The 26,832-nt window shown below is 35.9% G+C and carries 17 protein-coding genes; 6 read left to right on the plus strand and 11 right to left on the minus strand.

The genetic code is table 11. The features are described 5' to 3' along the window. Nucleotides 1-68 precede the first annotated feature (68 nt). From KORDIASMS9_RS04150 to KORDIASMS9_RS04175, 6 genes are all read right to left on the minus strand, one after another. Nucleotides 69-2,822 (minus strand): carboxypeptidase-like regulatory domain-containing protein, encoded by a 2,754-nt coding sequence (locus KORDIASMS9_RS04150; RefSeq protein ID WP_114901630.1) that lies wholly within the window; start codon nt 2,820-2,822, stop codon nt 69-71. 123 nt (nt 2,823-2,945) lie between these two features. Beyond that, nucleotides 2,946-5,519 (minus strand): TonB-dependent receptor, encoded by a 2,574-nt coding sequence (locus tag KORDIASMS9_RS04155; protein ID WP_114901631.1) that lies wholly within the window; start codon nt 5,517-5,519, stop codon nt 2,946-2,948. A gap of 157 nt (nt 5,520-5,676) precedes the next feature. Beyond that, the gene (pgi, locus tag KORDIASMS9_RS04160) at nt 5,677-7,320 is read right to left on the minus strand and encodes a glucose-6-phosphate isomerase (RefSeq protein ID WP_114901632.1); all 1,644 of its coding nucleotides are present in this window, start codon (nt 7,318-7,320) and stop codon (nt 5,677-5,679) included. Between the two features lie 6 nt (nt 7,321-7,326). Next, entirely contained in the window at nt 7,327-8,604 is a 1,278-nt protein-coding gene (locus KORDIASMS9_RS04165) for a peptidoglycan DD-metalloendopeptidase family protein (protein ID WP_114901633.1), read from the minus strand. Beyond that, nucleotides 8,601-9,566 (minus strand): tryptophan 2,3-dioxygenase family protein, encoded by a 966-nt coding sequence (locus KORDIASMS9_RS04170; protein ID WP_114901634.1) that lies wholly within the window; start codon nt 9,564-9,566, stop codon nt 8,601-8,603. The genes KORDIASMS9_RS04165 and KORDIASMS9_RS04170 overlap by 4 nt, the downstream gene beginning before the upstream one ends. An 83-nt stretch (nt 9,567-9,649) precedes the next feature. Then, the gene (locus KORDIASMS9_RS04175; protein WP_114901635.1) at nt 9,650-10,426 is read right to left on the minus strand and encodes a DUF3108 domain-containing protein; all 777 of its coding nucleotides are present in this window, start codon (nt 10,424-10,426) and stop codon (nt 9,650-9,652) included. A 255-nt stretch (nt 10,427-10,681) separates the two neighbouring features. Here KORDIASMS9_RS04175 and KORDIASMS9_RS04180 point away from each other — a divergent pair, with 255 nt between their 5' ends. The 4 genes from KORDIASMS9_RS04180 (at nt 10,682) to KORDIASMS9_RS04195 (ending at nt 14,591) form a co-directional block, all read left to right on the plus strand. Next, nucleotides 10,682-12,457: a helix-turn-helix domain-containing protein gene (locus KORDIASMS9_RS04180; protein WP_114901636.1), complete on the plus strand. Its 1,776-nt coding sequence runs from the start codon at nt 10,682-10,684 to the stop codon at nt 12,455-12,457. A 105-nt stretch (nt 12,458-12,562) separates the two neighbouring features. Further along, a complete protein-coding gene (locus KORDIASMS9_RS04185; protein ID WP_114901637.1) occupies nt 12,563-13,405 on the plus strand; it encodes a T9SS type A sorting domain-containing protein in 843 nt (280 codons plus the stop codon). A 211-nt stretch (nt 13,406-13,616) separates the two neighbouring features. After that, nucleotides 13,617-14,240: a hypothetical protein gene (locus tag KORDIASMS9_RS04190; protein ID WP_114901638.1), complete on the plus strand. Its 624-nt coding sequence runs from the start codon at nt 13,617-13,619 to the stop codon at nt 14,238-14,240. Nucleotides 14,241-14,342: 102 nt separating this feature from the next. Continuing rightward, entirely contained in the window at nt 14,343-14,591 is a 249-nt protein-coding gene (locus KORDIASMS9_RS04195; RefSeq protein WP_114901639.1) for a hypothetical protein, read from the plus strand. A 646-nt stretch (nt 14,592-15,237) separates the two neighbouring features. On the opposite strand, the gene KORDIASMS9_RS04200 is transcribed toward KORDIASMS9_RS04195, so the two are convergent. From KORDIASMS9_RS04200 to KORDIASMS9_RS04210, 3 genes are all read right to left on the minus strand, one after another. Further along, complete coding sequence (locus KORDIASMS9_RS04200; protein ID WP_114901640.1) at nt 15,238-16,182, minus strand: tryptophan 2,3-dioxygenase family protein; 945 nt, start codon at nt 16,180-16,182, stop codon at nt 15,238-15,240. 80 nt (nt 16,183-16,262) lie between these two features. Further along, the gene (hppD, locus tag KORDIASMS9_RS04205; protein ID WP_114905140.1) at nt 16,263-17,426 is read right to left on the minus strand and encodes a 4-hydroxyphenylpyruvate dioxygenase; all 1,164 of its coding nucleotides are present in this window, start codon (nt 17,424-17,426) and stop codon (nt 16,263-16,265) included. Between the two features lie 125 nt (nt 17,427-17,551). Then, entirely contained in the window at nt 17,552-18,709 is a 1,158-nt protein-coding gene (locus tag KORDIASMS9_RS04210; protein WP_114905141.1) for a homogentisate 1,2-dioxygenase, read from the minus strand. Between the two features lie 357 nt (nt 18,710-19,066). On the opposite strand from KORDIASMS9_RS04210, the gene KORDIASMS9_RS04215 reads away from it, so the two are divergent. Beyond that, nucleotides 19,067-21,955 carry a hypothetical protein gene (locus KORDIASMS9_RS04215; RefSeq protein ID WP_114901641.1) on the plus strand — a complete coding sequence of 963 codons (2,889 nt, stop codon included), beginning with the start codon at nt 19,067-19,069 and terminating at the stop codon, nt 21,953-21,955. Between the two features lie 27 nt (nt 21,956-21,982). On the opposite strand, the gene KORDIASMS9_RS04220 is transcribed toward KORDIASMS9_RS04215, so the two are convergent. Then, nucleotides 21,983-24,211: a patatin-like phospholipase family protein gene (locus tag KORDIASMS9_RS04220; RefSeq protein WP_114901642.1), complete on the minus strand. Its 2,229-nt coding sequence runs from the start codon at nt 24,209-24,211 to the stop codon at nt 21,983-21,985. Nucleotides 24,212-24,220: 9 nt separating this feature from the next. Continuing rightward, on the minus strand, nt 24,221-26,011 hold the full coding sequence (uvrC, locus tag KORDIASMS9_RS04225) for an excinuclease ABC subunit UvrC (RefSeq protein WP_114901643.1): 1,791 nt from the start codon (nt 26,009-26,011) through the stop codon (nt 24,221-24,223). Between the two features lie 156 nt (nt 26,012-26,167). On the opposite strand from uvrC, the gene KORDIASMS9_RS04230 reads away from it, so the two are divergent. After that, complete coding sequence (locus tag KORDIASMS9_RS04230) at nt 26,168-26,731, plus strand: 5-formyltetrahydrofolate cyclo-ligase (protein ID WP_114901644.1); 564 nt, start codon at nt 26,168-26,170, stop codon at nt 26,729-26,731. Nucleotides 26,732-26,832 lie beyond the last annotated feature (101 nt).

The following is a 26,832-nucleotide window of genomic DNA, read 5'->3' on the forward strand; positions in this document are numbered from 1 at the left end:
AATTAGATAAAACAAAAAGCCTCGTCAATATTGACGAGGCTTTTTTTATGTTCTTTTTTAGTAGTTGACTAAAATGTATAACGTACGCTAAAGTTCCACGTTCTTCCAAATCCGAAGAATGCTTTGTTTGTTGTATTTACTCCATTAAATGTAGCATCGCCTTCATCAGCAAAGATGTTTGTTTGCGACTCTACGATGTAGGTATGGTTGAATAAGTTGTTTACGTTTAATCTGAAATTAATTCGTTGACTTTTTTCTTTTCCTACTAACCATAAGTATGACATACCACCATCAAATAAGTTGTATGCTGGTAATTGCAAGGAACCTCTATTGTCTGCTTCATCAAAGTCTTGTGCTCTAATGTCTGCATATAAGTTGTCTGCTCTAAACCAAGCAATGTCAACTTTAAAGTTTTCTATAGGTTCTACAATAGCAGCCAAACGCATGGTAGTTTGTGCAGCATTTCCAACTTTTACATCGTCAAGGAATAAGGTGTTTTCTCCAACCACACGGTTTTGATCATTGGTGTCAAATGCAGGTCCAGAAACGGTTCCTCCATATTGCCAGTCTCCAATTGATAACATTCCTCTGAACGTTAAATAGTCTAAAGGACGATACGTTGTTTCCAATTCTACTCCCATGTGTACTTGCTCAATTCCAACGACGTTGGTACGTCCTTGAACCGTTTCAGTTGCATCATCTGGATCAGGGAATTCACCAAATATTGTTTGGAATCTATCTTTCCAAGAAGTTCTATATAAGTTTACGTTTGCACTTAATTTTTCAGATGTATATCCATATCCAAGTTCAATTCCGAATACTTTTTCGTTACGAATATCTTCATTCAAGTCGTTGGTATTGTTTAAATATACTGCATCAAACAACGGTTGCTTTGAGTAATAACCTGCGTTACCAAATACATTGTGGTTTTCGTCGATGTTGTAGTTCAATCCACCTTTGATGGTTCCTCCTAAAATATTTTCCCAGTCTGTACGCTGACCTTGCTCTGGCGTAAGTAAGAATAAATCTTCTCTACTGTATGCTTGATTGGCTCCTGAAAACTGAACAAATGCAGAAATATCATCTCTTTTGTATTCTAATTGACCAAAGAGTCCGAACCAACGAACATATCCAATGTTGTAGTAGTCAATTTTATCTTCGTTATCAATGTCTTGAAATACATTTACAATAGAAGAAAACTCAGAAGAATACGTTCTTGTTAAAGCGATGTTTGGGTTGTTTACGTTTCCGTTATCAATATATCCATCTGCACCTAAAAGGTTGTCTAATCTTCTGTAGTGGAACCCTTTGTAGGTTCTAGCGTCAAATCCAACATCTAACGTTAAGTTATCGTTTAATTGTGTATTTAAGTTGGCTAATAAACCAAACCAGTTGTGCGAGTTGATGGATGCTCTACGTACAATTCCGTTGCTTCTTGCTTGTACAAATTGATTTCCGTTTGCATCTGGCTGATTTAGTTGAATTTGATCATCATCAGTTCCAGTAAAAGAAGTGGATTGCCCAGCATTCCATTGTGCTATTTCATCAAATTTCACCAATCCAGTAGCCGCATCTCTAAATGCTGAGTTACTAGCAAAAGCGGAATTTCCACCACCAGTTCTACCACGACCAATGTCACCAGTTCCACCACCACGACCATACGAAGCGTATAATACAGATGATAATTTTGTTTTTTCAGAAATATCCCAATCCCAGTTTAATGATAATACTGGTTTGTGGTAAAAGTTTCTTCTCCAGTTAAATTCTTCACCGTTTAATGTACCGTTGTTGAAGTTATACTTGTCTCCATATTGTAAGTACTGAGCTAAGGTTGCTGCATTAAAGAAGCTTGTAGTTCTTTGGTTGTGTACCTGTGGCGCTCCCGTTAACGTAAATTGAATGTCATGTGTTCTTTTTTCATTAGACCAACCAAAACCTAAGAAGTAGTTGTATCCTTCAAACTCAGTCCCATCAATATAACCATCTCCAGCAGTTCTACTGAACAATCCTGTAAATGCAAATCCGTTGTCCATTCGTCCTGTAGAATAGGAAGCAATTGTTTTAATGTAACCATCGTTACCAACAGTAGTTCCTACAAATCCACCTTCATTTCTTTCGGTAGTTTTTGTTACAATGTTTAACGTTCCACCAACCGAAGAAATGGCTAGTTTTGAGGAACCTAAACCTCTTTGTACTTGAATGGCAGAAGCTACATCTGCTAATCCTGTCCAGTTACTCCAGAAAACAGCTCCATTTTCCATATCGTTTACGGGCACACCGTTTACCAATACAGCGGTATTTCTTTGATCAAAACCACGAATGTTGATTCTTGAATCTCCAAAACCACCACCCGACTTTGTAGCGTATACAGAAGGGGTAGCATTTAACAATTCTGGAAGTTCTTGGTTTCCTAATCGTTCTACAATTTCTTCTGCTTTAATGGTAGAAACTGCTACGGGCGTTTCGCGCTCTTTAGCGATATCAACCACACCAACAATAACAACCTCATCTAAAGAATTGTCAGATGCTAAGGTAATAGTTCCTAAATTTTGTGTACCGCCGCTAACATTGAAAGGAATTGATTTTGTTCCGAATCCTACGAACGATATTTCGATGGTTCCTGTAGCACTGCTTACATTCAGTGTAAAATCTCCATTGAAACCTGTAGATACACCATTTGTTGTTCCCTTCACTATCACACTTGCTCCAGGTAATGGACCTGTCTCATCTACTACTTTACCAGTAACTGTGCCTTGGGAAAAAGCAACCGATGCAATGAAAAACATCGCTACTGCTACAAATACATTGTACTTTTTTTTCATATAATAATTTAATTTAATGTGCTTTTAACTTCAGTTAGGTTATAAGCACTAAAAAAGCCGAACCAAATGAATGGTTTGACTTTTTTAGTCTTGTAAAAGTTTTATTTTTAAAACTGTTTTCTTTTAGAAATTATATCGTAAAGATGTGTTGAATGTACGTCCAGTAATTGGGAATGATCCAAACTGGTCTGTATCTTGAATTCCTCTTTTATCAAATAAGTTGAAAATGTTTCCTCTAAAAGTAAGTCTCTGACCAGCGATCGTAAAGTTATACGTAAGACCAAAGTCAACTAATTCAAAACTATCAATTTTTGGGAAGTTTCTTGTTTGCGGTGTCCCATCAAAATCTCTATCATTTCTGTAGTGATTTCCAAAGTGCTTTGCATTTACATCAACAGATAATCCTTCCATTACGTTAGCTCTTGCCGTAAGACCTGCTGTAAATTGAGGTGCAGTAGTAATTTTAACACCATCTCTATTGATTCCCGTTTGTGAAGAAATTAATGTATTTGTATCATCATTAAATACTTGTACATTACTACTTCCTTTAAATTGCCAGCTTCCAGCAGAAACGAATCCTCTTAACTCTAACCAATCTGTTGGTCTTGAATCCAATTCCAATTCAACTCCTCTGTGTACTTGACGAACGCCTCTTTCAAAAACATTGATGTTCGTTTCAGAACCATCTGTGTTAACAAGTGTTCCTCCTGATAATAATACTCTGTTATCCCAGTCAGTGTGATAGAAGTTAAATACAGCTCTAAATACACCGTCAATTTCGAATTTATATCCTGCTTCAATACCTGTAATTTCTTCGTTATCAACTTCTGGTTCAACTAATGCATTAGATCTACGAATGTTTGTAAACACATTGTCTAAGAATGGTTGTCTTGAATAGAAACCTGCATTCACATACACTTGATTGTCTTCTGCAAACTCGTATGCGAAACCACCTTTTAAGTTATATCCAATCTTACTTAACTTATCTGATTTCCCTAAATCTCCCTGAAAACGTCCTTCTCTTTGGTAAGACTGGTTAGAAATTGCTCCTTGGAAGAATGCAGAAAATCTATCTGTTGCGTACTCTCCTTGTGCAAATAAACCTTGGTATGTAATTGTTTCAGAGTAATCGTAATCCAATCTGTCTCCTTCATCTGCAAAGTTGAATAACGCTGCCCATGGATCTGGACTGTATTCTTCTGTGTATGTTACACCATCTTCTTGCCATGAACTTAAACCGTATAAGTTTGCTACTTGGCGGAAGTGATCTCCTACGTAATATCTTAAATCTGTACCCACATTGAATGAGAAGTTTTCATTTACATCGTGGTTAAAGTTAGATACGATTCCGTACCATGCGTGATTATTCATAGAAGCTCTACGAATGTATCCGCTTTCTGCATTGTCAAATCCACCGTTTCCGATAGCAGCATTTGATTGCTCAATAGCGAAATAATCTAACTGACCGTTAAGATCTCTAGTTCTGTCTCCTCTAGGTCCAGTTCCACCACCACGTCCCCATGATGCGTATAATACTGTCGATAATTCTGATTTATCACTAATTGTCCAATCCCAGTTAATGTTCATGACTGGTTTGTGGTAGAAGTTTCTTCTTTCAGAATCGATCTCAGAAGTATAGTTGTTTCCTTGTAAGTTTGAAGTATAACCCCAGTGTTGGTTGAACTTAGGATCATTTAATGTAGTATTGTCACTTTGTGACCATTTTTGTCCGTGAAACTGAGGTGCACCTGTAATTAAGAAATTAAACGCGTGTCTCTCATTTGGTGTGTATCCAACAGAAAAGAAATAGTTTTGTCCTTGTCCAAAAGTTCCATCTCCCCATCTTCTGTGTGCTTGCCAGTGATCAAGTAATACTGAAAAAGCCCATCCTTTTTCATTGACACCTGTATTGTATTCTGCAGTTCCTTTAAAGTAGCTATCGTTACCTGTTAAGAAACGAACTGAACCACCTTGTTTCTTTTCAGCAGCTTTCATTACAATGTTTACCGTACCACCTACAGAAGAGATTGCCAATTTAGAAGCTCCTAAACCACGCTGAACCTGTACTGCGTTAGCAATATCTGCCATACCTGCCCAGTTGCTCCAGAATACACGTCCATCTTCTTGTGCGTTGATTGGCTGACCATTTAAAAGTACCGCTGTATTTGTATCGTCAAATCCTCTTACCAATAATCGTCCATCACCAAAACCAGTTTGTCTAGAGATAAAGACTGAAGGTGTGTACTTGATAATTTCAGGTAATTCAACATTACCAACCGCTCTTTCTTGGATTTCTCTTTTCTTAATTGTAGATACTGCCACAGGAGTTTTTCTGTCCTCCGCTAAGTCAATAATACCACTACCTACAATGACAACTTCATCGAGAGAGTTGTTTGAAACTAAAGTGATAGTTCCTAGATTTACAGTTCCTCCATCAACTTTAAAAGATACAGTTTTCGTGTCATATCCAATAAAAGATACTTGAATACTACCGGAAGCCGATTTTACATCTAAAGAAAATTTTCCATCAAAATTGGTTGATGTTCCATTCTGTGTTCCTTTCACAACTACACTTGCACCGGGAAGTGGCCCTGACTCTGCATCCACTACAGTACCTGTAATTGTTCCTTGAGCTAAAGCAACAGATGTTGATAAGAACATCGCTACTACAAAAAACAAAGTGTTAAACGTTTTCATAAGTTTTATTAGTTTATTTAATGCCGCAAAAATCGTGTTTATTGTGCATGCATATATTAAGCGAATGTTAAATGTTTTAACATTTTTACCAAATTTACACTAATTAGCTATTTAATTGTTTTGCAATGAATTAAGATATAAACCGAATTATTAACATTTATTTTTGATTTTCTTTGAAGTATCTCAAAAGATTTGCTGTAGAAGCGTCATGTTCCGCAATTTCAGGACTCTTAATGTCTGTTAAAATTTTTGTGGCGAGTTGTTTTCCAAGTTCAACTCCCCATTGATCATAACTAAAAATATTCCAAATAACACCTTGTACAAATATTTTGTGTTCGTATAAAGCGATCAATGCTCCTAAACTTTCTGGCGTAAGCTTATCTATTAAAATAGTATTGGTAGGTTTGTTACCTTCAAATAGTTTGTATGGAAGTAATTTTTCTATTTGTGAAGCTTCCATTCCTTTTGCCGTAAGTTCTTCTACAACCTCTTCTTTTGTTTTTCCGTTTAACAACGCTTCTGTTTGTGCAAAGAAGTTTGCCATTAATTTATCGTGATGGTCTGTATTTCCATGTAACGATTGTACATATCCAATAAAGTCTGCCGGAATGAGCTTGGTTCCTTGATGAATTAATTGAAAGAACGCATGTTGTGAGTTGGTTCCAGGTTCACCCCAAATTAAGGTTCCTGTTTCGTAGTTGACACGATTTCCCGCTCTGTCCACACTTTTGCCATTACTTTCCATGATGCCTTGTTGCAAATATGCCGCAAATTGGTGTAAGTATTGTGTGTATGGAATGATGGCTTCACTTTCAGCACCATAAAAATTATTGTACCAAACACTTAGTAATGCCAATACCACAGGAATATTTTCATCAAACGAAGCGGTTTTAAAATGTGTATCCATTTCGTGTGCGCCTTTTAACAACTTGTCAAAGTTATCATAGCCAGTTGCCAAACTAATGGTTAAACCAACGGCACTCCATAAAGAAAAACGTCCGCCAACCCAATTCCACATTGGGAATACGTTATCGGATGCAATTCCGAATTCGTTAATTTTTTCTAAATTGGTTGACACTGCCACAAAGTGCTTTGCAACCGCAGCTTCTGAAGCATGTGTTAAAAACCATGTACGAATGGTCATTGCATTCGTTAAAGTTTCCTGCGTTGTAAATGTTTTAGAAACAATCACAAATAAGGTCGTTTCAGGATTTAGATTTTTAATAATTTCCTGTGCATGATCACCATCAACATTGGATACAAAATGCACATTGAGATGATTTTTATAATATTGTAACGCTTCTGTAACCATGACAGGACCTAAGTCAGAACCACCGATTCCAATATTTACAATATCTGTAAACGCTTTTCCTGTGTGTCCTTTTTTATCACCAGAAATGATCGCTTCTGAAAATTTTTTTATTTGTTGTTTGACTTTGTATATTTCAGGAATGACATTTTTGCCGTCCACCAATACTTCGCTGCTTTCTTTTTCGCGCAAAGCGGTATGCAACACAGCTCTACCTTCCGTTTCATTGATACTATCGCCGCCAAAATACTTTTCTATATTTTCTTTGAGATTCACTTCTTCTGCCAATTTCAATAGCAAATCCATGGTTTCTTGAGTGATTCTGTTTTTGGAATAGTCCACATAAAAATCTTTCCATTTAATAGTAAAACGATCCGCTCTTTGAGCATCCGTTGAAAAATAGTCTTTCATCGCAAACGATTTCGTTGCATGGAAGTGCTCCTGAAGTGTATTCCAAACTTCAGTTTCTGTGGGGTTTATGTTTGTTAACATGAGTTGTTAGTTTATTGCAGTTATCGGCGCTTCCTCCATTGGAAGCGTTATTTGAATGCCATCAATTTGAGTTTTTAATGGCTGTATGTATTTTAAGTATGCTTCTTTTAATTTCGCATCTATCGGGTCGGCATCGGGTAATTTTTGCTTGAATGGATCTACTTGGCGCCCATTTTTCCAAAAACGATAACATACGTGTGGTCCAGAAGTGTTTCCAGTCATTCCAACCCAACCAATAACATCGCCTTGCTTTACAAATTCACCCACTTTTGCTTTTCGCTTTTTCATGTGCAAGTATTGCGTAGAGTACGTGCTGTTATGTTTTATTTTGACATAATTTCCATTTCCGCCTCTACGGGCAGATTCTACCACAACACCATTGGCTGTTGCGATAATTGGTGTATTAATTGGTGCTGCAAAATCAGTTCCTTTGTGTGGTCGTATACGATTTCCATACAGTTTGATGCGTCTGCGTAAGTTGTAACGTGATGAAATTCGCACTTGTTTGAAACGCACGGGCGCTTTTAAGAAAGCACGGCGTAAGTTTTTAGCATTTTCATCAAAATAATCTACAATTTGATTGAGCGAATCCGTCTCAAATTCAAAGGCATAAAACGGTTCACCATTGTGCTTAAAATATGCAGCATGAATTTTGTCAATTCCCACGAAAGTGGTGTCATTTATATATTTTTCCGTATAAATTAACTTGTATTCGTCACCTTCTTGCAGTCTAAAAAAGTCAATCGTCCATGCGTAAATGTCTGACATGTCGTACGCCAAACGCTGACTTAAACCTGCTTCGTCCAAAGATGCGGACAACGAACTTGTAATAACGCCTGAAGCTTCTTTTTCTACAATTTTTACAGGTTTGCTTTCCGAATATGCATTGATGGAATCTTTAAATTTGATCACTACGTAATCTACACTATTTTTTTGATAGATGAAACATTCAGGTCGTTGTAACGAATCGCCTTTTGTGCAAAGTAAAGTATATGGTTTTCCAGCAACTAATTTGCGGATGTCAAAAGTATCTTTTGTTTTTTCGGCAATTTGAAAGATTTTCGAGTAGCCAATGTGATTTTTTTCTAAGATTTCACCAAAACTATCTCCTTTTCGCACCGTATCACGCACGACAACATAGTCATTTAGGTTAAAACCAAACTCCATCGGATCTGGTGCTGGCACTTCTACGTGTACCGTTTTTGTAGATTCTTTCTTTTCACCTCCACAAGCGTAAGCTCCTATAAATACTAGTGTTAGCAGTATAATTTTCCCTATTCTCATCGTTTCTTTTCTGTGTTGAAGACATGGTTTACCCATTCTTTTCCCCATTCGCTTTTTTCATTTTCGCTCCAAATTTCGGGAAAAAAGATCACTTTTTGAAAACTTGGAGGCAAGTATTCTCTCCAATTGGTTCCGCCAGTGGCTTCAATCGTGGTTTTTTCGCGTCGCAAATAGCGATATGCCGAGCCCATGTGCATCAATGGCCAATTGACATTTGCGTTGAGATCGAGCTTTTTGAGCGCATCAATTAGATTCTTATTTTGTTTTACCTGTTCAGGCAACGCTAAATAGCGATGATATATGGTGCTTTGTTGAACTTGTGTCGCAATTCGCATGAAACGCGGTGTGTAGCGATATTCAAATTGTTTGAGTGTGAGTGTTTTTTCGCCTGTTTTGCTATCGGTAGCCCCTTTTTTCCAGTAGATATTTTCGTAAAGATCGTCCAAACTGTTTTCGGCTGAAAATTGGTCGCGAACGGTGTGATGCACTAAATTTTCCATAGGTGTAGAGTACAATTCAATCATTCGGTATTGTGCGGATTGAAATCCGCTTGCAGGCAACAGCGACATTCGGTAGTTAAGGAATTGTTCGCGTTCCATTCCGTTGATCATAATTTCGAACGAAGAAATGAGCGCTTTGAAGTAATTATTGATTCGGTGAATGCGTTGTGTGAAAAATTCTGCTGTTTGGTCTTTGTCATCAATGATTTGCTTTTGCTCGTGAATAATGAGCTTAAAGTACAATTCGGTAATTTGATGATACATGATGAAGATTTCTTCATCGGGGAAAAATGTGCGTGGTATTTGTAAACTTAATAAGGTATCGAGGTGAATATATTCCCAATACGTAAGATATCGTTGATGTAGTAAACCGTCGAGATAGGCGCCTAAGTCTTGCCCAGAATTTGTATATTTTTTTTCTAATTTTTCAATTCGCGCTGCAATTTCTGGAGAAATTTTCATCTGATATTTTTATGTTAAACCTATTGGCAGATGTAATGTACCACTATTTACAAATAACAAAAAATGTTAGTGACTCATCTTCATTAGTCTACTAGTATTTTAAAAGGATGTTTGAGTCCTTTGAAAGCGTCTAAATCTGCTTTTAGCGAACCTACAACCAATTTTGCTTTGATTCGAATTGGCACTTTGTTTTCATCATCAGAAACCCACAATGTTAAGCTTTCACTTTCTTTAAATACGCGTCCTGCTTGTACATACGGACGAAATTTTAAACAGGGAACTTTCCCAAATTTGGTCCGCATCGTTTCTCTTCCTAAGAATTTCAATTTGAATTTAAAGTTTTCTTTGTCAAAAAACATGTTCAATACTACCTCATCGCCTTCTTTGATGGTAGAAACATCGTAATTGTTTCGCAAGTAATAAAACGCCGAAACCATGTCTTGTACATTTTTTTCGATGTCAATTTCCTGTTTTGTCTTGTGTTTTTTATTGTTGACAAGTGCTTTTTCTTTTTCGTGATTGAATTTGATTTCAACATCTTTCGTATGGCCACCTTCATCAATTTTACGAATAAACTTGTACGGCATTCCAGTCTGTTTGTCAAAAAAGCTTTCGTAATTATCATCTACCTTAAAAAAGATGCTAGCAAAACCTGTTGTTTTTCCTTTTCCAACCACATGATACACGTCTTTTCCATTTAGGTAATCTTCTTTTACTTCAAGTGTGGCATAACTTGCATTGATAAATCCGTAGTGAATTCTGAATTTAAACCATTCACCCGTTTCAAAAGCGGCGTCTTGTTGTTGTGCTTGCAGTAAGAAGCTTATAAGTAAGAAGAATATAGTAAGTGTACGTTTCATGTTCAATAAATAGGTTTGTAAAAATAAGAAAATAGTCTTTACATAATTGTTAATTTATGTTAGCATTACAATTACTATTCCAAAAAAAATAGTTTCACCTTACTAGTACAATAGTAAAAGCTTCTTTTTTTGTGTTTTCATAATGATCAGAACAACTTGTAACGATTAAAAATAACGTGCGACACATTATTGTATTCAATTTTATATTGTATATTTCTGATAACTCTGTGAGCCGAATTCTTACAAACCTACATTATGATGAAGCATATTGTTTGCATACTACCATTTATTAGAACTCAAGCACGATATTTTATCTTTTTGTTGCTGTCGCATTGTATGCTGGCGCAAGAAGCAACTATTGCCAAAGAGATGCAATTGTTTATTTCTGAATCTGACTCTTTGGATCGGATTGAAGAAATGATTCAAGATACTTTTTACCAAGAAAATGATATCGCTTTAGGATTGGAGTATTGCAGGCTGTATTTAGAAAGGGGAAAAAAGGAAGAAAATGATGCGATTCAGCTTTTTGCTAACTCTCAAATTGCATACATCACGTTTCAGCAAGCAGATTATCATGAAGCATTGAAGCGTTCGTATATTGCTGCTAGATTTGCAGAACGCGCAAAAGATACTGTTAGTAGCATACAAAACAATGTTTTGCTAGGTAGCACTTGGTATGTGATGGGAATTTACGACGAAGCGTTAAAACCGTATTTGATTGCCAAAGAATTAGCTGCCGAAACACAAAATTCTTCGAACGAAGTATTGTGTTTGGTCAATATTGCAAATATTCGCGCCAAGCTAAAACGCTATGGAAATGCATTGGACAGTTTTAATTCCGCTTTGAAAATTCTCAATGAAAAAGAAGCACCATTTTCGCCTCAAGATAAAGCTTCATTGTTAAGTTCACTTTTGGGAAAAGTGTTGTGTCTTGCTGAATTGAAACGATTTGACGAAGCCGAAGAAACGTATAAAAAAGGCATTGCGATTATTGATGAAGACTACAAAAAAAGCGTTGCGATTGCCGAAAAAAATAACTTAGAGATTTTTAAAGCACGTTTTAATATCAATTTAGGGAAAGTGTATTATGAAAAAGGAGAATATTTTAAATCGTTAGGCTTTTTACAAGAAGGAAAAGAAAAGCTGAAAAAAGCTGGCTTACAAAATAACTTATACATCACCGATTTTTACATTGCGCAGAATTTAAGCAAACAAGGAAAAAACGAAGAAGCTATGTTGCTTTTGGATGCCATTTTTAAACGTGCTGGTGAAGATAGTTATACCGACAGAATTGAAGAAATGTACACCTTAGCAGGTGATATTTCAAAGATTCAGAACAATAAAGAAAAGGAAGCTTTTTACCTCCGTGAGTTAAAAGATATTCTCCAGAAAAAAAGCGAAAAACAATCCGCAGCAAAAGATTTGTTATATGAAGATGACATTAAAAAATACGAGCTAGAAAATAAGAAACTTGCCAACGAAAACACCCAAAGCTTAGCAGACAAAAAAGTCATTATGATCGTTTCTATCGTGTTGGTTGGTTTGTTGATGATTGGATTTTTGGTGTATCACAAAAGAGCTAAATTAAAAGAGCAGAAATTTTTAGCCATTATTGATGCTATTTCTAAAAAGGCAACCGAACCAAAACCACTAAAAACCACACAAAATTCTGCTATTAAAGATGAAAAGGCAAAAGCAATTTTAGAAAAACTCTCTGCATTAGAAGAAACCCACTTTTACCTTTCGGAAAACGCCACCTTGCACAATACTGCAAAATTGCTTCAAACCAATACAACCTATTTATCTAAAGCCTTAAATGCTGTTAAAAAACAATCGTTTAGTCAATACCTCAATAAACTTCGCATTGAGTATGTGTTGGTGAAATTGAAAGAAGATGCGGTGTTTAGATCGTATACCATTCATGCCATTTCTAAAGAAATTGGATATAAAAGCGCCACTACTTTTATTAAAGAGTTTAAAAACAAAACAGGCTTAAATCCGTCGTACTACATTAAAAAAATTAAAGGTTAGCGCATTCATTTTGTTTAAATTTATAAATATGAACACGCTTCTGTTGTACTGAACATTGAAATATTCATACTTTGAAAATAAGTCTAACTTAAAAAAACAATTGTTATGAATTTAAAAAAAATTACACTTACAACACTGTTCTTATTTTGTATTTTCAACATAAGCGCACAAAACGTACAGTCAGCTGGTTATAATAATGTAGATATGCTTCTAACAGTAGCAGACTCCTTACAATACCAAAAGTTTGAGCTGACAACTGGAACTGACACGTATTATGCAAAGCCTTTTAAAAATTTGTTCATTAATATTGATCTTGATTATCAACCGACAGAAAATGTTACTAGCTATTTTAGATTAGAATTTAAGTTTACCAACCCTGAAAATGTTGGTAATGTTGGCACAACATCATTGGGAATTACCGCGCCAGTATTGATTCCACCTGTTAGTAAAAAGAAAGCTGAAAGAAAAGGTCCTTCAAATAGTTATACCTATCCATTCACCGCCGAAGTAGAATATCCTATTTTACCTATAACTTACGATGTAAACGTTAAACTATTGAAATACGCTACACAAAGGGATTATATAGATAAAACTCCTAATTTTAAGGTAAAGGATTCAATTAGTTTTTCGTTAATCGCAGAAGAATTTACGCCAAACCCTAATGAATTTGTGGTGGTAACTACGTATCCGAACCCAATTACAAATCAAATTACTATTATGTATGCTGAAAGTGGCACACAAAATCCAACAGCTGCACAAGAACCACTTGAGGTGGCTATTTTTGACAACACTGGCAATCCTGTAAGTCAACACACACTAATGAGTACTAGCTTCAACGACACTAGTATTTCTTATACGATGGACACTTCTCAACTTCAACCTGGCACCTATTACTTTCAACTCACACGCGCTGGTGAAACCACTATTAAAACTATTATAAAACAGTAATCTAAATTACAGTTAAAATAGCAAGCCATCTACACAAAAATGTAGATGGTTTTTTTATGTAAAAAAATGATTTATACAATTTTATAAATCTGAAAATGCTTCTCTTGTTTTGAGGAATATGCTCACATATCTTTGAGTTGTTCTTGATCGAGACAGGTCGCTTCCGAAAAACCTTAACAGAGTAGGAAATAATTAAATACATATCATTACTATGAAAAAAATCATTTTAAAACCACGTCATTTTATCCTTGTCTTTGCATTACTTGTAGGATCGTTATTCACAATTGGTTGTCAATCGGAAGATGTTACTAATAAAGACGATATACAGATTGAATCTACGACAAGCAAACGCGCTTTGGATCCGAATATTCCTTATGAACCAGACTTTACACCTCCCAATATTCCGAATCCTCCGATGATTGACGAACATTGTGTGGTGAGACTTGCCTATTTATCATATTCTGAAAGATGTCCTGAAAATGCCAGTGTTGTCAATTATTGGATCGGCGTTTTACGTTCACAAAGGTTCGAAGGATTGGCTGTCGGATTTATTACGGCTCCAGGAAATTTACAACGATGGGATCACCGTTATCGATCTTTTTTACACAGAAACAATATTACAAGTCACCAAATCAGTAAAACAGTATACATTGCGTATAGAGGCCTTTTATTGAGAGAACCTGATGTAAACGGCGGTGCTTACTGGACCAACGTTGAAAGAAATGTAGGACTTATTAATGTCGCACGCGGTATTGGAAATTCTCCTGAATTTGGAAGACGATTAAGTAGAATTTCAACAGAATGTAACAACGCAGCAAATCAGTGTACCTTTTAAATTATACCAATGTAATTATATCAAATCAAATTACGAACAGATAGTTCACAGCGGAATCCGAAAAGCTTGTAGAGTAGGAATAGTTTTAAAAATGCATCAATCATGAAAAAACGAAAAATTCAAAAGTTGGGTATCAACAAATCTGTAGTTTCTCAGCTTACCCAACTACAAATTACGGGTGGAGAAACACATTGTTGCCCAACAAACGTTCATACTTGTGCTAATACTTGTGCCAATACGTGCGCAAATACATGTGCAAACACTTGCCCAGCAGGTTGTGGTATTACAGGAGAATGTGGATCAGGAGGAGAATTATCCAGAAATTGTCCATTTCATCAAGTACCAAATTAAGGTTTTTTATTAATTGCGATTGAATGATTAGGGAAAGGCTGTCAATATATTTTGATGGTCTTTTCTACGTTGAAACGTACTGTAAAAAAAGAAGCTCGATCATCCGACCGAGCTCTCTTTTTTTATTAACCAACCAAAACTTTAATTATGAAAATCTTAAAGTTGCAAAAGGAAACCACTCGCTTTTGCACTGCAAATATAAGATGAGAATTTTATTATGCAAGCATAGTATTTTTACTTTAACACAATTTTTGTAATTAGAAATGTATTTCATTAGCAATTCTTAGTGAATATTCAATAGAATGTGATTTTTGTTGAGTATTTCTCAATATCATCTTACATTTCAAGTAAAACAAGGCATAAAAAAAGCCCGATCCTACGATCGAGCTTTTCTTTATTTATTAACCAACCAAAACTTTAAATTATGAAAATCTCTTTTCTTAAAGTTGCAAAAGGAAACCACTCGCTTTTGCACTGCAAATATAGAACGAGAATTATACTATGCAAGCATAGTATTTAACTTTAACACAATTTTTGTATTCAGAAACGTATTTCATAGAGTGTTTTTACAAAATTTTCAACATTCTTTTACTTTCTTTGAGAAATCAGCAACAATTTTACAATTTAACGGATTGGTGTTTTTAGATTATTTTAAGATTTTATAGCCTTCTAAGTTGCTAATTCCCCAATTTTTAAGCTCTTCTTTACTCCAAAGTGCCGGAAAAAAGATTCTTTTTTGATATTTTGGATGCATATACTTCTGCCAATCGCTTCCACCAGTAGCTGCTGCATTGCCTTTTTCAGAATTGATATATTTTGCCGCTGCATTGTAATGGTGCATTACCCAACTAATATTTACCGTATGATCGTAATGACGCATCGCATTGATTAAAGTTTTGTCATTTTGATAATCTCTTGGTAATTGCTTGAATTTTGTCCACAAATTGATCGTATTGTATTCTTTCATCCATGAAATGAGCTCTTTTTTGTATTTCTCATCAAAGTTGATCATCAGTTTGCTTCGCTTTCCTGTTTTATGATCGTTTCCTGCAACTTGCCAATACATATTGTTATACGCGTGTAGATACGGAGTTTCACGATCAATTGTGGTTCTAAATCTGTAATCAATCAAATTGATAAGTTCTGTGGAAGCAATTTCAATTTTTCGATATTGAACCGATTGAAAACCACTAGCTGGCGTCAATGCATCACGGAATTTAATGTATTGCTCCACTTCCATGCCTTCGCCCATAATATCAAACGAATTGGAAAGCAGATCAAAATAACGACTGATGCGCATTAAATGCATGACAAATTTTTCTGGTAAAATGTGCTCCGTATGGGCAATTTGTTGCATTTCCCATAGAATCATCTTAAAAATCAATTCGTTTACTTGATGATAGATAAGGAACACCATTTCATCTGGCAATTGTGTCCGTTGGGTTTGCAATCCTAAAAGTGCATCGAGCTGAATGAAATCCCAATATTTCATGGGTTCGGCGTGTAATAATCCTGAAAGATGTACGTCAGGATCTTGTCCCATATCCAAATATTTTTTGTCTATGGCAGCGAGTAATTCTTCTCTGGTCATGTTGTTGTTTTTTGGGAGAGAAAATCAAATAAAAACGTACACTTCGACTCGGCTCAGCGTACGTTCTTATTTGTTATATATTATAAAGTTCCGCGTGCGGCTTGTTCTCTTTCAATCGCTTCAAACAATGCTTTAAAGTTTCCTACACCAAACGATTGTGCGCCTTTACGCTGAATGACTTCAAAGAACATTGTGGGTCTGTCAACAATGGTTTTGGTAAAGATTTGCAATAGGTATCCTTCTTCATCACGATCAATTAAGATTCCATGTTTTCTAAGTTCATCTACATCTTCATCAATATCGCCCACGCGCTCTAATAAATCATCATAATAGGTTTCCGGAACGTATAAAAATTCTACACCGCGTTCGCGCATTTGCGAAACCGTTTCTATAATATTATCGGTTGCCACGGCAATATGTTGCACGCCTGCACCATTGTAAAAATCTAAGTATTCTTCAATTTGCGACTTCTTTTTTCCTTCCGCTGGCTCGTTGATAGGAAATTTGATACGTCCATTTCCATTGCTCATCACTTTACTCATCAACGCGGTAAAATCGGTAGAAATATCATCGTCCGTAAACGAGATAATTTGCGCAAAGCCCATTACTTTTGCATAAAATTCACACCATTCTTTCATTTTCCCCCAACCGACATTTCCAACCATGTGATCAATGAATTTTAGTCCAACTGGTTTGGGATTGTAATGCGATCCCCATTTTTGATATCCTGGCAAAAAGATGCCGTTGTAGTTTTTACGTTCTACAAAAATATGAACCGTTTCTCCGTATGTGTAAATTCCTGAACGTACTACATATCCGTTTTCATCTTCTTCTTTGGTGGGTTCCATGTAGGGTTTTGCGCCTCTTTTCGTCGTTTCTTCAAAGGCTTTTGTGGCATCTTCTACCCAAAGTGCTACTACTTTTACGCCATCGCCGTGTAAATCAATATGTTCGTTGATTTCGCCACCTTTTCCTAATGGAGTTGTTAAGACTAAGCGAATTTTATCTTGTTTTAATACGTACGAAACTCGGTCTGTCAAACCTGTTTCCAATCCTGCGTATGCTTCCGATTGAAAACCAAACGCCGTTTTGTAAAAATGCGCTGATTGTTTTGCATTTCCAACGTATAATTCTACATAATCAGTTCCTAAAAGCGGAAGAAAATCTTCTGCTTCTTCAAATAATTTTTTGAGTCCGTATTCGGTATTTTGTAAATCTTTTAAGTTTTTTATTTCTGCTGCCATGTTTTTATTTTTTTGTGCTTTCGCGAATTCGTAATTGTATGTTGTATCGTGTAAATGAAATCGAATATTTACCACATAGCGCGAACATGCGTTGCAATATTAGTTGTGTGTTGTTTCATTTTAAATTATTCTAACCAAGATTTAAAATAGTCTTCATCGGCAATTTTCATCGCTTCTTCGGTTACTTGTAACGGTTTGAATGTGTCTACCATCACCGCCAATTCTTCTGTTTCCGTCTGACCGATACTGCGTTCTACTGCTCCAGGATGTGGACCATGCGGAATTCCTGCTGGATGTAGCGAAATGTGTCCAGCATCAATATCGTTTCTACTCATAAAATCACCATCTACATAATATAATACCTCATCGCTGTCAATATTGCTGTGGTTATACGGCGCTGGAATGCTTTCAGGATGATAATCATACAATCTTGGCACAAATGAGCACACTACAAAAGCGTCTGTTTCAAAGGTTTGGTGTACTGGCGGCGGTTGGTGGATGCGTCCTGTAATGGGTTCAAAATCGTGAATGGAAAACGCGTACGGATAGTTATAGCCATCGTAGCCAATAACATCAAACGGATGCGTAGCGTAGATCATTTCAAAAATATCGCCTTGCTTTTTCACTTTGATGAGAAAGTCTCCTTTTTCGTCGTTGGTTTCTAGTTCATAAGGTCTTCTGATGTCACGTTCACAGAATGGTGAATGCTCTAAGAGTTGCCCAAACCAGTTTCGATAACGCTTTGGTGTGTAGATTGGTCGGTACGATTCTACAATGAACAAACGGTTGTCGTCTGTATCAAAGTCTATTTTGTAAATGATGCCGCGTGGAACTAATAAGTAATCTCCATATTTGAAATCCAAATTTCCAAGCATGGTGCGGAGTTTCCCTGTTCCTTTGTGGATAAAAATGAGTTCGTCTGCGTCTGTATTTTTGTAGAAATATTCACGTGTTGATTCTTGTGGAGCAGCCAAAATGATGTTGCAATCACTGTTGGTTAAGACTACTTTTCTGCTTTCCAAATAATCGGCTTCGGGCGGCACTTGAAATCCGCGGAAGCGATAAGATTGCATATTATTGGCTTTCGCAACTTTCGGTTTCACACTGTATTGCTTGCGAATTTCTTTTACTTGAGTTGGTCGGTGTTCGTGGTAACTATTGGTAGACATTCCGTCAAAACCAATCGTTCCAAAGAGTTGTTCATAATATAAATCGCCGTTGGGTTTTTTAAATATCGTGTGGCGTTTTGGTGGAATATTTCCTAGTGTATGATAAAAAGGCATATTGTTATTTTTTTTTGGACTCGTAAAAAATGCTGTGATAAGATATAGAAAAATGTGAAGAATTGCGTTCACATTTAGCAAAAAAACAACGCTGTCTTATTCAGGATTTCGCTTGATAAGATAGTGTAAATGCGCTAGTAAGTCGTTCCAAAAAGGTTTCACTTTTAATAGTTTAACAGATCATTTTTGATCATCTGTACACAAATATCGTAATTATTTGCTGATTTTTTGTGATTGAAGTCATGTTTGGGATTTATTTTGTTGATTGCCTGTGTCAAATTCAATATTTTTAAAAGGAGGCTTTCTTCATTTATGTTCAATACTTTATTTTTTGTATTTTAAGAGAAAAAACATCATATGCTCGATGTAATAGATGGTATCATAACTGATATTAAAAATAAAGCAATTGAAATTGGTCAAGGAATTGCTAAAATAGCAGAAATACTTAATCCAGTAAATCATGCAAAATACAATTCAACTTTTATCCTAAAAGAAACATTAGATCAAAAACGGAAAATACCTGGAACTCCTCAAAATTCTTCCAATTCTTGGAGTTTTGCTGCTGGAATCGATTACAAAAAACGATCAAATCATGAGAAGCACGCCGAACTATTTGGACTAAAAGATACAGGAAAACAATTTTATTTTTATTTGAAAAACGATGGTACTTCTCACTGGAAAATCAACGGAAAAACGCCTAAAACTGGTTCTCGATTCGGTGGAAGCAAAGCATTATCATACAATCGCAAGCGAAAAGGAGAATACGTTGACCTTCCTGCCTTTGACATGATTGCTTCAAGTGCAGACCGAGTAATTGCCAAGGCAAAAGATACAGATGTTTATTTTATGGCAATTCCAACGGAAGTGTATTATCATAAAACAGATAAAGGTAAGTTTTTAAAGTTGCGACAGTCTTTATTCAAACTCGATCCTGAATTATACAAAACAAACAGTATAAATGATATTATTAATACACTAACCATAAAAGATGATGACTATGAACATTTAGCTACAGTTCGTTTTCCCTTTTTTAAAGGTATATTTAAGGCTTTTAATGATACTTTTTTAAAAGTAATACTTACTTGGTTTACCTTGAATTTTCCTTTGCCTATTGTTATCGGATCCTTTGCTGCCACTTCTACTGAGAATTTCACACAACATCTTTTTGATCAAATTCCTGTAACCATTCCACCATTTATATGGATCGAAATTGACACAAGACCTTTTATGCAAAGTAAACCTTTCAATAAAAAATTCACCGACAGATATAAGGTTTACACACATGTACATTATAGAGAAGACGACGGTCCTTTAAAATTTGACGAGTATCGAAAGTCTATCGCATATCATAAAGTTCTCAGTATTGGTGTTGGGTTATCCCATTTACATGAACAGTACGAAGCTATTTATGGAGGTGAAATAGACGCACTTCAGAATGATGAAATTATGCTTGGGAATAGCCATGACACTTGGTATCGGTTTGCTAATGGACAATTTAGAGATGCTGGCGGTTGGATTGATGGAACGTGTATTTATTATTTATTAGTCCAAAATAAACACATCCGTGATGTTCCAAAACGCACTACTGATCCCAATTCTAAATGGAAAAATGTCTATTCTGTATTATGGGCAGATGAGCAATTTGGTTTTACAGAACGTTGGCGATCTGCTGAAATAGAAGATAACGAATTTAGCACACCGTTAAGTGTATATCATTTATTGAAAGTAGGAAAGTATCAAGATAAAATTACAGAAGCTTCTTTTTTCTCACCATTTAAAGAAGGCTTGATAAGAACGTTTAGTCGTATGACTGTAGCGCGTCAAATCGTTGTTGTCAATGGATTTGATAGTAGAACAAAACAGCACGAATTGTACACCTATCATTTGGCATGGGGAAATATTGACACACGCTGGAGAAAACGTGTGTTGGATTTTGCGCCAACTTCAAGAAAAGAGCATTTTTCAAGAGCAAAAACTTCTTATTTTATTCCTTCAAGAGTCAGTATTCGTGAAGATATGACGATTTCTATTGAAGGTGGAAAAATTATAGATGGTAAATTGATCAAAGGTTTTTGGGTGCAAAAATATTTACCTGCTGATAATGTAGAACGTGATACATACAATCATCATTGGGATTTTTTGTCAGAAAATGCATTTAACTTTCGAAATACACTATTCAGTCATTTTGGTGTGCTGTCGAAGGTATCTTCTCGAATTCAATTTTACGAAACAAGATTTCCTACTCGTGAAGATGCTACTGTGGTAAAAAACCATTTTAGCGCATCTTTTTTAGATAAGCAGAATGAATTTATGCCAGAAACTGATCAGTTACAATGGAGAGAAGCTGGCAAGCGATTAACAAGCATGACAGGTTCTGGTACTTGGGAATTTGTTCAGGGATTTTTTGGAGGACTACTTGGAATCTTTACAGATCCAGGGCAAACATTTAGGGACTTTCAAAACTATTTTTCGGAACGAGACATTAGCAAACCAAACCGAAAACCTATTTTTTCAAAATATCTGAGGTTACAATTTACAGATGCTGGACATTTTGGAGTTATTGCCACACATTTTGATAAACGAGAAGATAAAAATGTAACCATGGATCGTTATAAAAACGGACGCCTTAAAAAAGTGCGTTTGGAATTAGAAGCCAATCCAGGAAATACCAAAGTTTCTGTATCACTAAAGCGACATTGGTATAATTTTCCTGGCTTTCCAGCTCCTGCGCAAACACCGATGAGTCCACCCGAAGTAGAATTTACTACTTTAGTAGTCGTAGAACAGAAGGAAAGCTGTATTCTTAATATTTGGATTGGTTGCGCTCGCGATATTACACTAAAGAATATCGAAACTTTTGACAGCAAATATGGAAAACGCATTGTAGCTAGTAATGCTAAAAAAGGAGAACACTACAAAAGATGGTTGAAAGCTAACTTATTTAAAATGCACATTGGTATTCGTAGAGGCGCAAAAGTACATACAATAACAGAAACCTTACATGATGCTATTGACTCAGGCGGAAGAAATATTCGTTCTAATGCTCCGCATAGTTCATTGAACCGACCGCTTTTTATGTTTAATGTACAGATTAAAGTAGGTAAATTTTACGGTAAAATACTCAAACATCATCTCACAGAAAATAACAGGGTGATGCATGGACATAGTATTTGGTTTGAAGGTGTAACAGGTTTGGTGAATATTGCTGCAAAAACGGCCTTTGAAAAGCATCCTTTTAAAAAATGATGATGAAATATAGTTCTATAATAGAATTTAAAACCAAAATCCAATACTGAAATAGAGTTGATCTTGTTCTTCGTCTGGTGTCCAAGAATATTTGACTTGCAACGGACCAAAAAAGGTTTCCATTCCATAGCCAACTGCATATCCACTAAAGTCTGGATCGGTAAACCATTCGCCATTGTCAAAGATGTTGTTTCCAGCATTGGCGTAGTTTGCCGTGAAGTTTACATGATGTTTGGAAAGAAAATTATAATCTAAGGTAAGCGTTCCTTTTACAAAACTATCGCCTGCAAAACTGAGAAAGTCATATCCTAAAAAAGAAATGTAATTGTTGATAAAGTTGTTTCCAAATCCACCTAATACATAATCCAAAGAAGTGGTTCCAGGTTCGCCAAGTTTAAAACCGCCTTCCGATGAAATATTTAACGAAATATTACTGAATAACGGCGTTGCATAGCCAATTTTAGCGCTGGCGAGTGAAAATGGTTCAAAGTTTTTGTTGTAGTCTGAAGAATAAAGATACCAGTGAAAGTCTCCTGAAAAGAACAACCCATCCGAAGGAAAATATTTGTTGTCGTAGGTGTCTAATTTTAAAAACGCAAAGGTGCTTAAAAAGTCGCTGCGTTCAAAGATGGTTTCTTCCTGATTGTCATCACCAATGGTTTCTGAAGCAATTTTTAAACGTTTGTGTTCGCCACCAACGCCAAATACAAATTCTTCTCTAACTACCGTTTGGAAATACAGTTGATTGGTAAAGTCGGACACTTCTATGTCAATTCTGTTCAAGTTTGGATTGGAAGTATTGTCTGAAACCAAATCAAAATTCACACCACGTTCAAAGGTATTGAAACGTGATTTTATACCAATACTCCAATAATACCCTTTGTCAAGATAGTATTCAAAATTGTAACGAATGTTGTCGCCAATGATAAAATCGAGCGATGCTACATCATTTTGAAAGAATATTTTTTTCTTCGTTACATTGATTAAGCCAGCCGTTTTGTATACATCATCGTAATGTGCCGCTAACCGCAAAAACATGGTACTTGGTCGTTCTCGCAAATTGAGAACCATGTCTTGTGTACCATCTTCATTGTTCCATCGTTTGTAACGAATTCCTGTAAAGTTTCCTGTTGCCGCTAAATTCCCAATACCTTCCGTAAATTTTTTGAACGGTATTTTGGCAGGTGTTTTGAAACGAAGTTTTCCACGCACATACGAACGCGGAAAGTTTTCGCTCCCACGCAAGTGAATGTAATTAATCACAATAGAATCTTTGGCTTTTACAGGTACAATATTTCGCTTTTGTTGTTGCTGTGCCGCGATGGCTTTTAAAGCTTCCAACTGCACTATTCCTGCCGCTTCTCCTCTATCAATAAGTTCACTACCTTTATCGAAATCAATCACCGAGAAACCATTGATATTTGGGCGAATATATATGTCAGTTTGGGTGCGCTTGATTTTCATATCATTGATCGTACGGAAGTTATTGATTTGTGTTAGAATGCCTGTTGCCGATTGTAATTTTTCGCGTCCTGCCAAATCATCTTGTACATCTACACCAATAATAATGTCTATATTTTTTTCTTTTATTTCATGAATCGGATAGTTGTTTGTTACACCTCCATCAATCAGCAACCGATCGCCCATCGGAATAGGTTCAAAGAGAGATGGAAATGCGCCACTTGCGGTAATAGCATCCGGTAAATAGCCGTTTTCTAAGATGATTTGTTCGCCTTTTTCGATGTCGGAAGCAATACAGAGAAACGGAATTGGCAATTTTCTAAAATCGTCCACATTTTCTACATGTAAGAGCAATTGTGCTAGTTTGTTATATACGTTTTGTCCTTTGGAAATAGATGATGGAAAGGTCACTTTAAAGTTGTTAAACGGCAATGTGATTGCGTAGCGTTCTGCGTCTTCTTTTTCGTAAAATGTTTTGGCAGAACGCGGTAATTCATCTTGAATTAATAAATTTAAGTCTGTTTTTTTAAAGATGGAATCAATTTGTTTTCCTGTATATCCCGAAGCGTACAACGAACCAATGATGGCACCCATACTCGTTCCGCCTACATAATCCACACGAATGCCCAAACTGTCTATAATTTTGAGCGCACCAATATGTGCCAATCCTTTAGCACCGCCGCCACTCAACACCAAACCAACACGTACGTCTTGCTGTTTAGACGTGTCTGTTTTTTGTGCGAATGCAAGAGAAACACTCAATATTGTTATGCAGATGAACATCCATCGCTTCATATCTTGGCGCTATTTTTTTTGAAAGTTATCATATATTTTTTTTGCTCTGCTATTGCCTACAACTGCCGAAATTTCTTCGAGTGATGCTGCCGAGATTCGCTTGACCGATTTGAACTTCTTTAATAATTCTACAATGGTTTTTTCACCAATTCCCGGAATGGTTTCCAACTGTGAATTTAACGCAGAATTGCTTCGTTTATTTCTGTGGAATGTAATTCCGAATCGGTGTGCTTCGTTTCGTAAATGTTGTATGATTTTGAGCGATTCACTTTTTTTGTCTAAATATAACGGAATGGAATCACCTGGATAATAAATTTCTTCCAAACGCTTCGCAATTCCGATGATGGCTATTTTTCCACGCAATCCTAACGCATCTAAACTTTTTAACGATGAGGAAAGTTGCCCTTTTCCACCGTCAATTACGATGAGTTGTGGCAACGGTTGTTCTTCTTCTAATAAACGTTTGTATCGGCGATATACGACTTCTTCCATCGACGCAAAATCGTCTGGACCAACTACGGTTTTTATGTTGAAATGTCTGTATTCTTTTTTGCTGGGCTTTCCATTTTTAAAGACCACACATGCTGCCACAGGATTGCTTCCTTGAATGTTAGAGTTGTCAAAACATTCTATGTGTCGCGGTTCTTCCGAAAGGCGTAAATCCTTTTTCATTTGCGACATGATGCGATTGACATGTTTGTCTGGATCGGTCAGTTTTATTTGCTTGAACCGTTCTTGTCGGAAGTATTTTGCATTTCTAAGTGATAAGTCTAAAATACGTTTTTTGTCGCCTAGTTTTGGAACTGTAATTTTAAATTTTTCGCCTACTTCTACTTCAAAAGGTACGTAGAGTTCTTTGGAATTTGTTTGGAAACGTTGGTGGATTTCTGTGATTGCTAATTCTAGTAATTCCTTGTCAGTTTCATCCAGTTTTTTCTTGATTTCTAGCGTGTGCGAACGCACAATAGAACCTAACGAAAGTTGTAAAAAGTTGATATACCCAAAGCTTTCATCTGAAATGATGGAAAAGACATCAACATTGCTAATTTTTGGATTGACAATCGTCGATTTTACTTGGTAATTTTCTAGAATTTCTATTTTTTCCTTGACTTTTTGTGCTTGTTCAAATTCCATTGCTTCCGCGTGCGCTTTCATTTGCGCTTTGAATTGATGCAATGAATCTTTAAAATTTCCTTTGATAATTTCTCGGATTGCGACAATTTGGGCGTCGTAACTTTGTATGGTTTGATAACCTTCGCACGGTCCTAAACAATTGCCTAAATGATATTCCAAACAGACTTTGTATTTGCCAGCGTTTATTTTTTCGTGTGATAAATCGTAATTGCAGGTTCGCAACGGATAGAGTCCTTTGATCAGATCGAATAGTGTCCGAACCGTTTTCATACTGGTGTATGGACCAAAATATTCCGAACCATCTTTGATCATTTTTCGCGTGGGAAATACGCGTGGAAAACGTTCATTTTTGATACAAATCCACGGATAGGATTTGTCGTCTTTTAATAATACATTGTATCGTGGTTGGTATTTTTTGATGAGATTATTTTCCAGTAACAACGCATCTGTTTCCGTAGCTACCACAATATGTTTGATGGATTCAATTTTTTTGACCAACACACGTGTTTTTCCGTATTCGTGTTTTTTCGTAAAATATGAAGTTACGCGTTTTTTTAAATTTTTTGCCTTTCCCACATACAACAACTTTCCTTCTTTATCGTAGTATTGATACACACCAGGATTGGTTGGTAAGGTTTTGAGTTGTAATTCTAGGGTTTCGGTCATTTGGTAGTATTGAGTACTGAGCTATTAGTATTGAGATTTGTCTGTTTGTATATACTCTTGCATGATTTAAGAGTACACACAAAGTTAGGTGCATTTATTCCAAAAACAAAAGCATAACTAAATTACAATTTTTATTTTTGTGTTAAAATTAAGTTTATGTCAAAATCTGCCTTACGGAAGCAATATAAAACGATGCGAAATCAACTTTCTGATGAACAGGTTGATGATTTTAGCATGGCGATTGCCAATAATTTGTTGCGACTTCCGATTTGGGAAAAACAGTATTATCATTTGTTTCTCACGATTGCCGAACAGAAAGAGGTTGATACCGAGTTTATTTTGAATATTCTTTTAGGGAAAGATAAAGATGTTATCCTTTCTAAAAGTAATTTTGAAGATCATTCTTTGACACATTTCCTACTTACAGACAACACCGTGATTAAAAAGAATGCATATAACATTCCTGAACCTGTGGATGGAATTGAAGTGCCTTCTACCAAAATTGACGTGGTTTTTGTTCCGCTATTGGCGTATGATATAAATGGACATCGCATTGGGTATGGAAAAGGCTTTTACGATCGGTTTTTAGCCGAATGCAAAGATGATGTGATTAAAATTGGTTTGTCTTTTTTTCCACCAGAAACAACGGAATTCAGTACAGATTCAACAGATATTCAGTTGGATTTTTGTGTGACGCCTGAGCGATTTTTTGAGTTTTAACTAAATAGTATGATAAAATTAGTTCGTTTTATATTTTTAATTTCAAGTTATCACACATAAATTCTTAAATTTACAAATGTAATTTACTACAAAAATACTTC

This window comes from Kordia sp. SMS9 (assembly GCF_003352465.1).
In the GTDB taxonomy this organism is placed as follows: domain Bacteria; phylum Bacteroidota; class Bacteroidia; order Flavobacteriales; family Flavobacteriaceae; genus Kordia.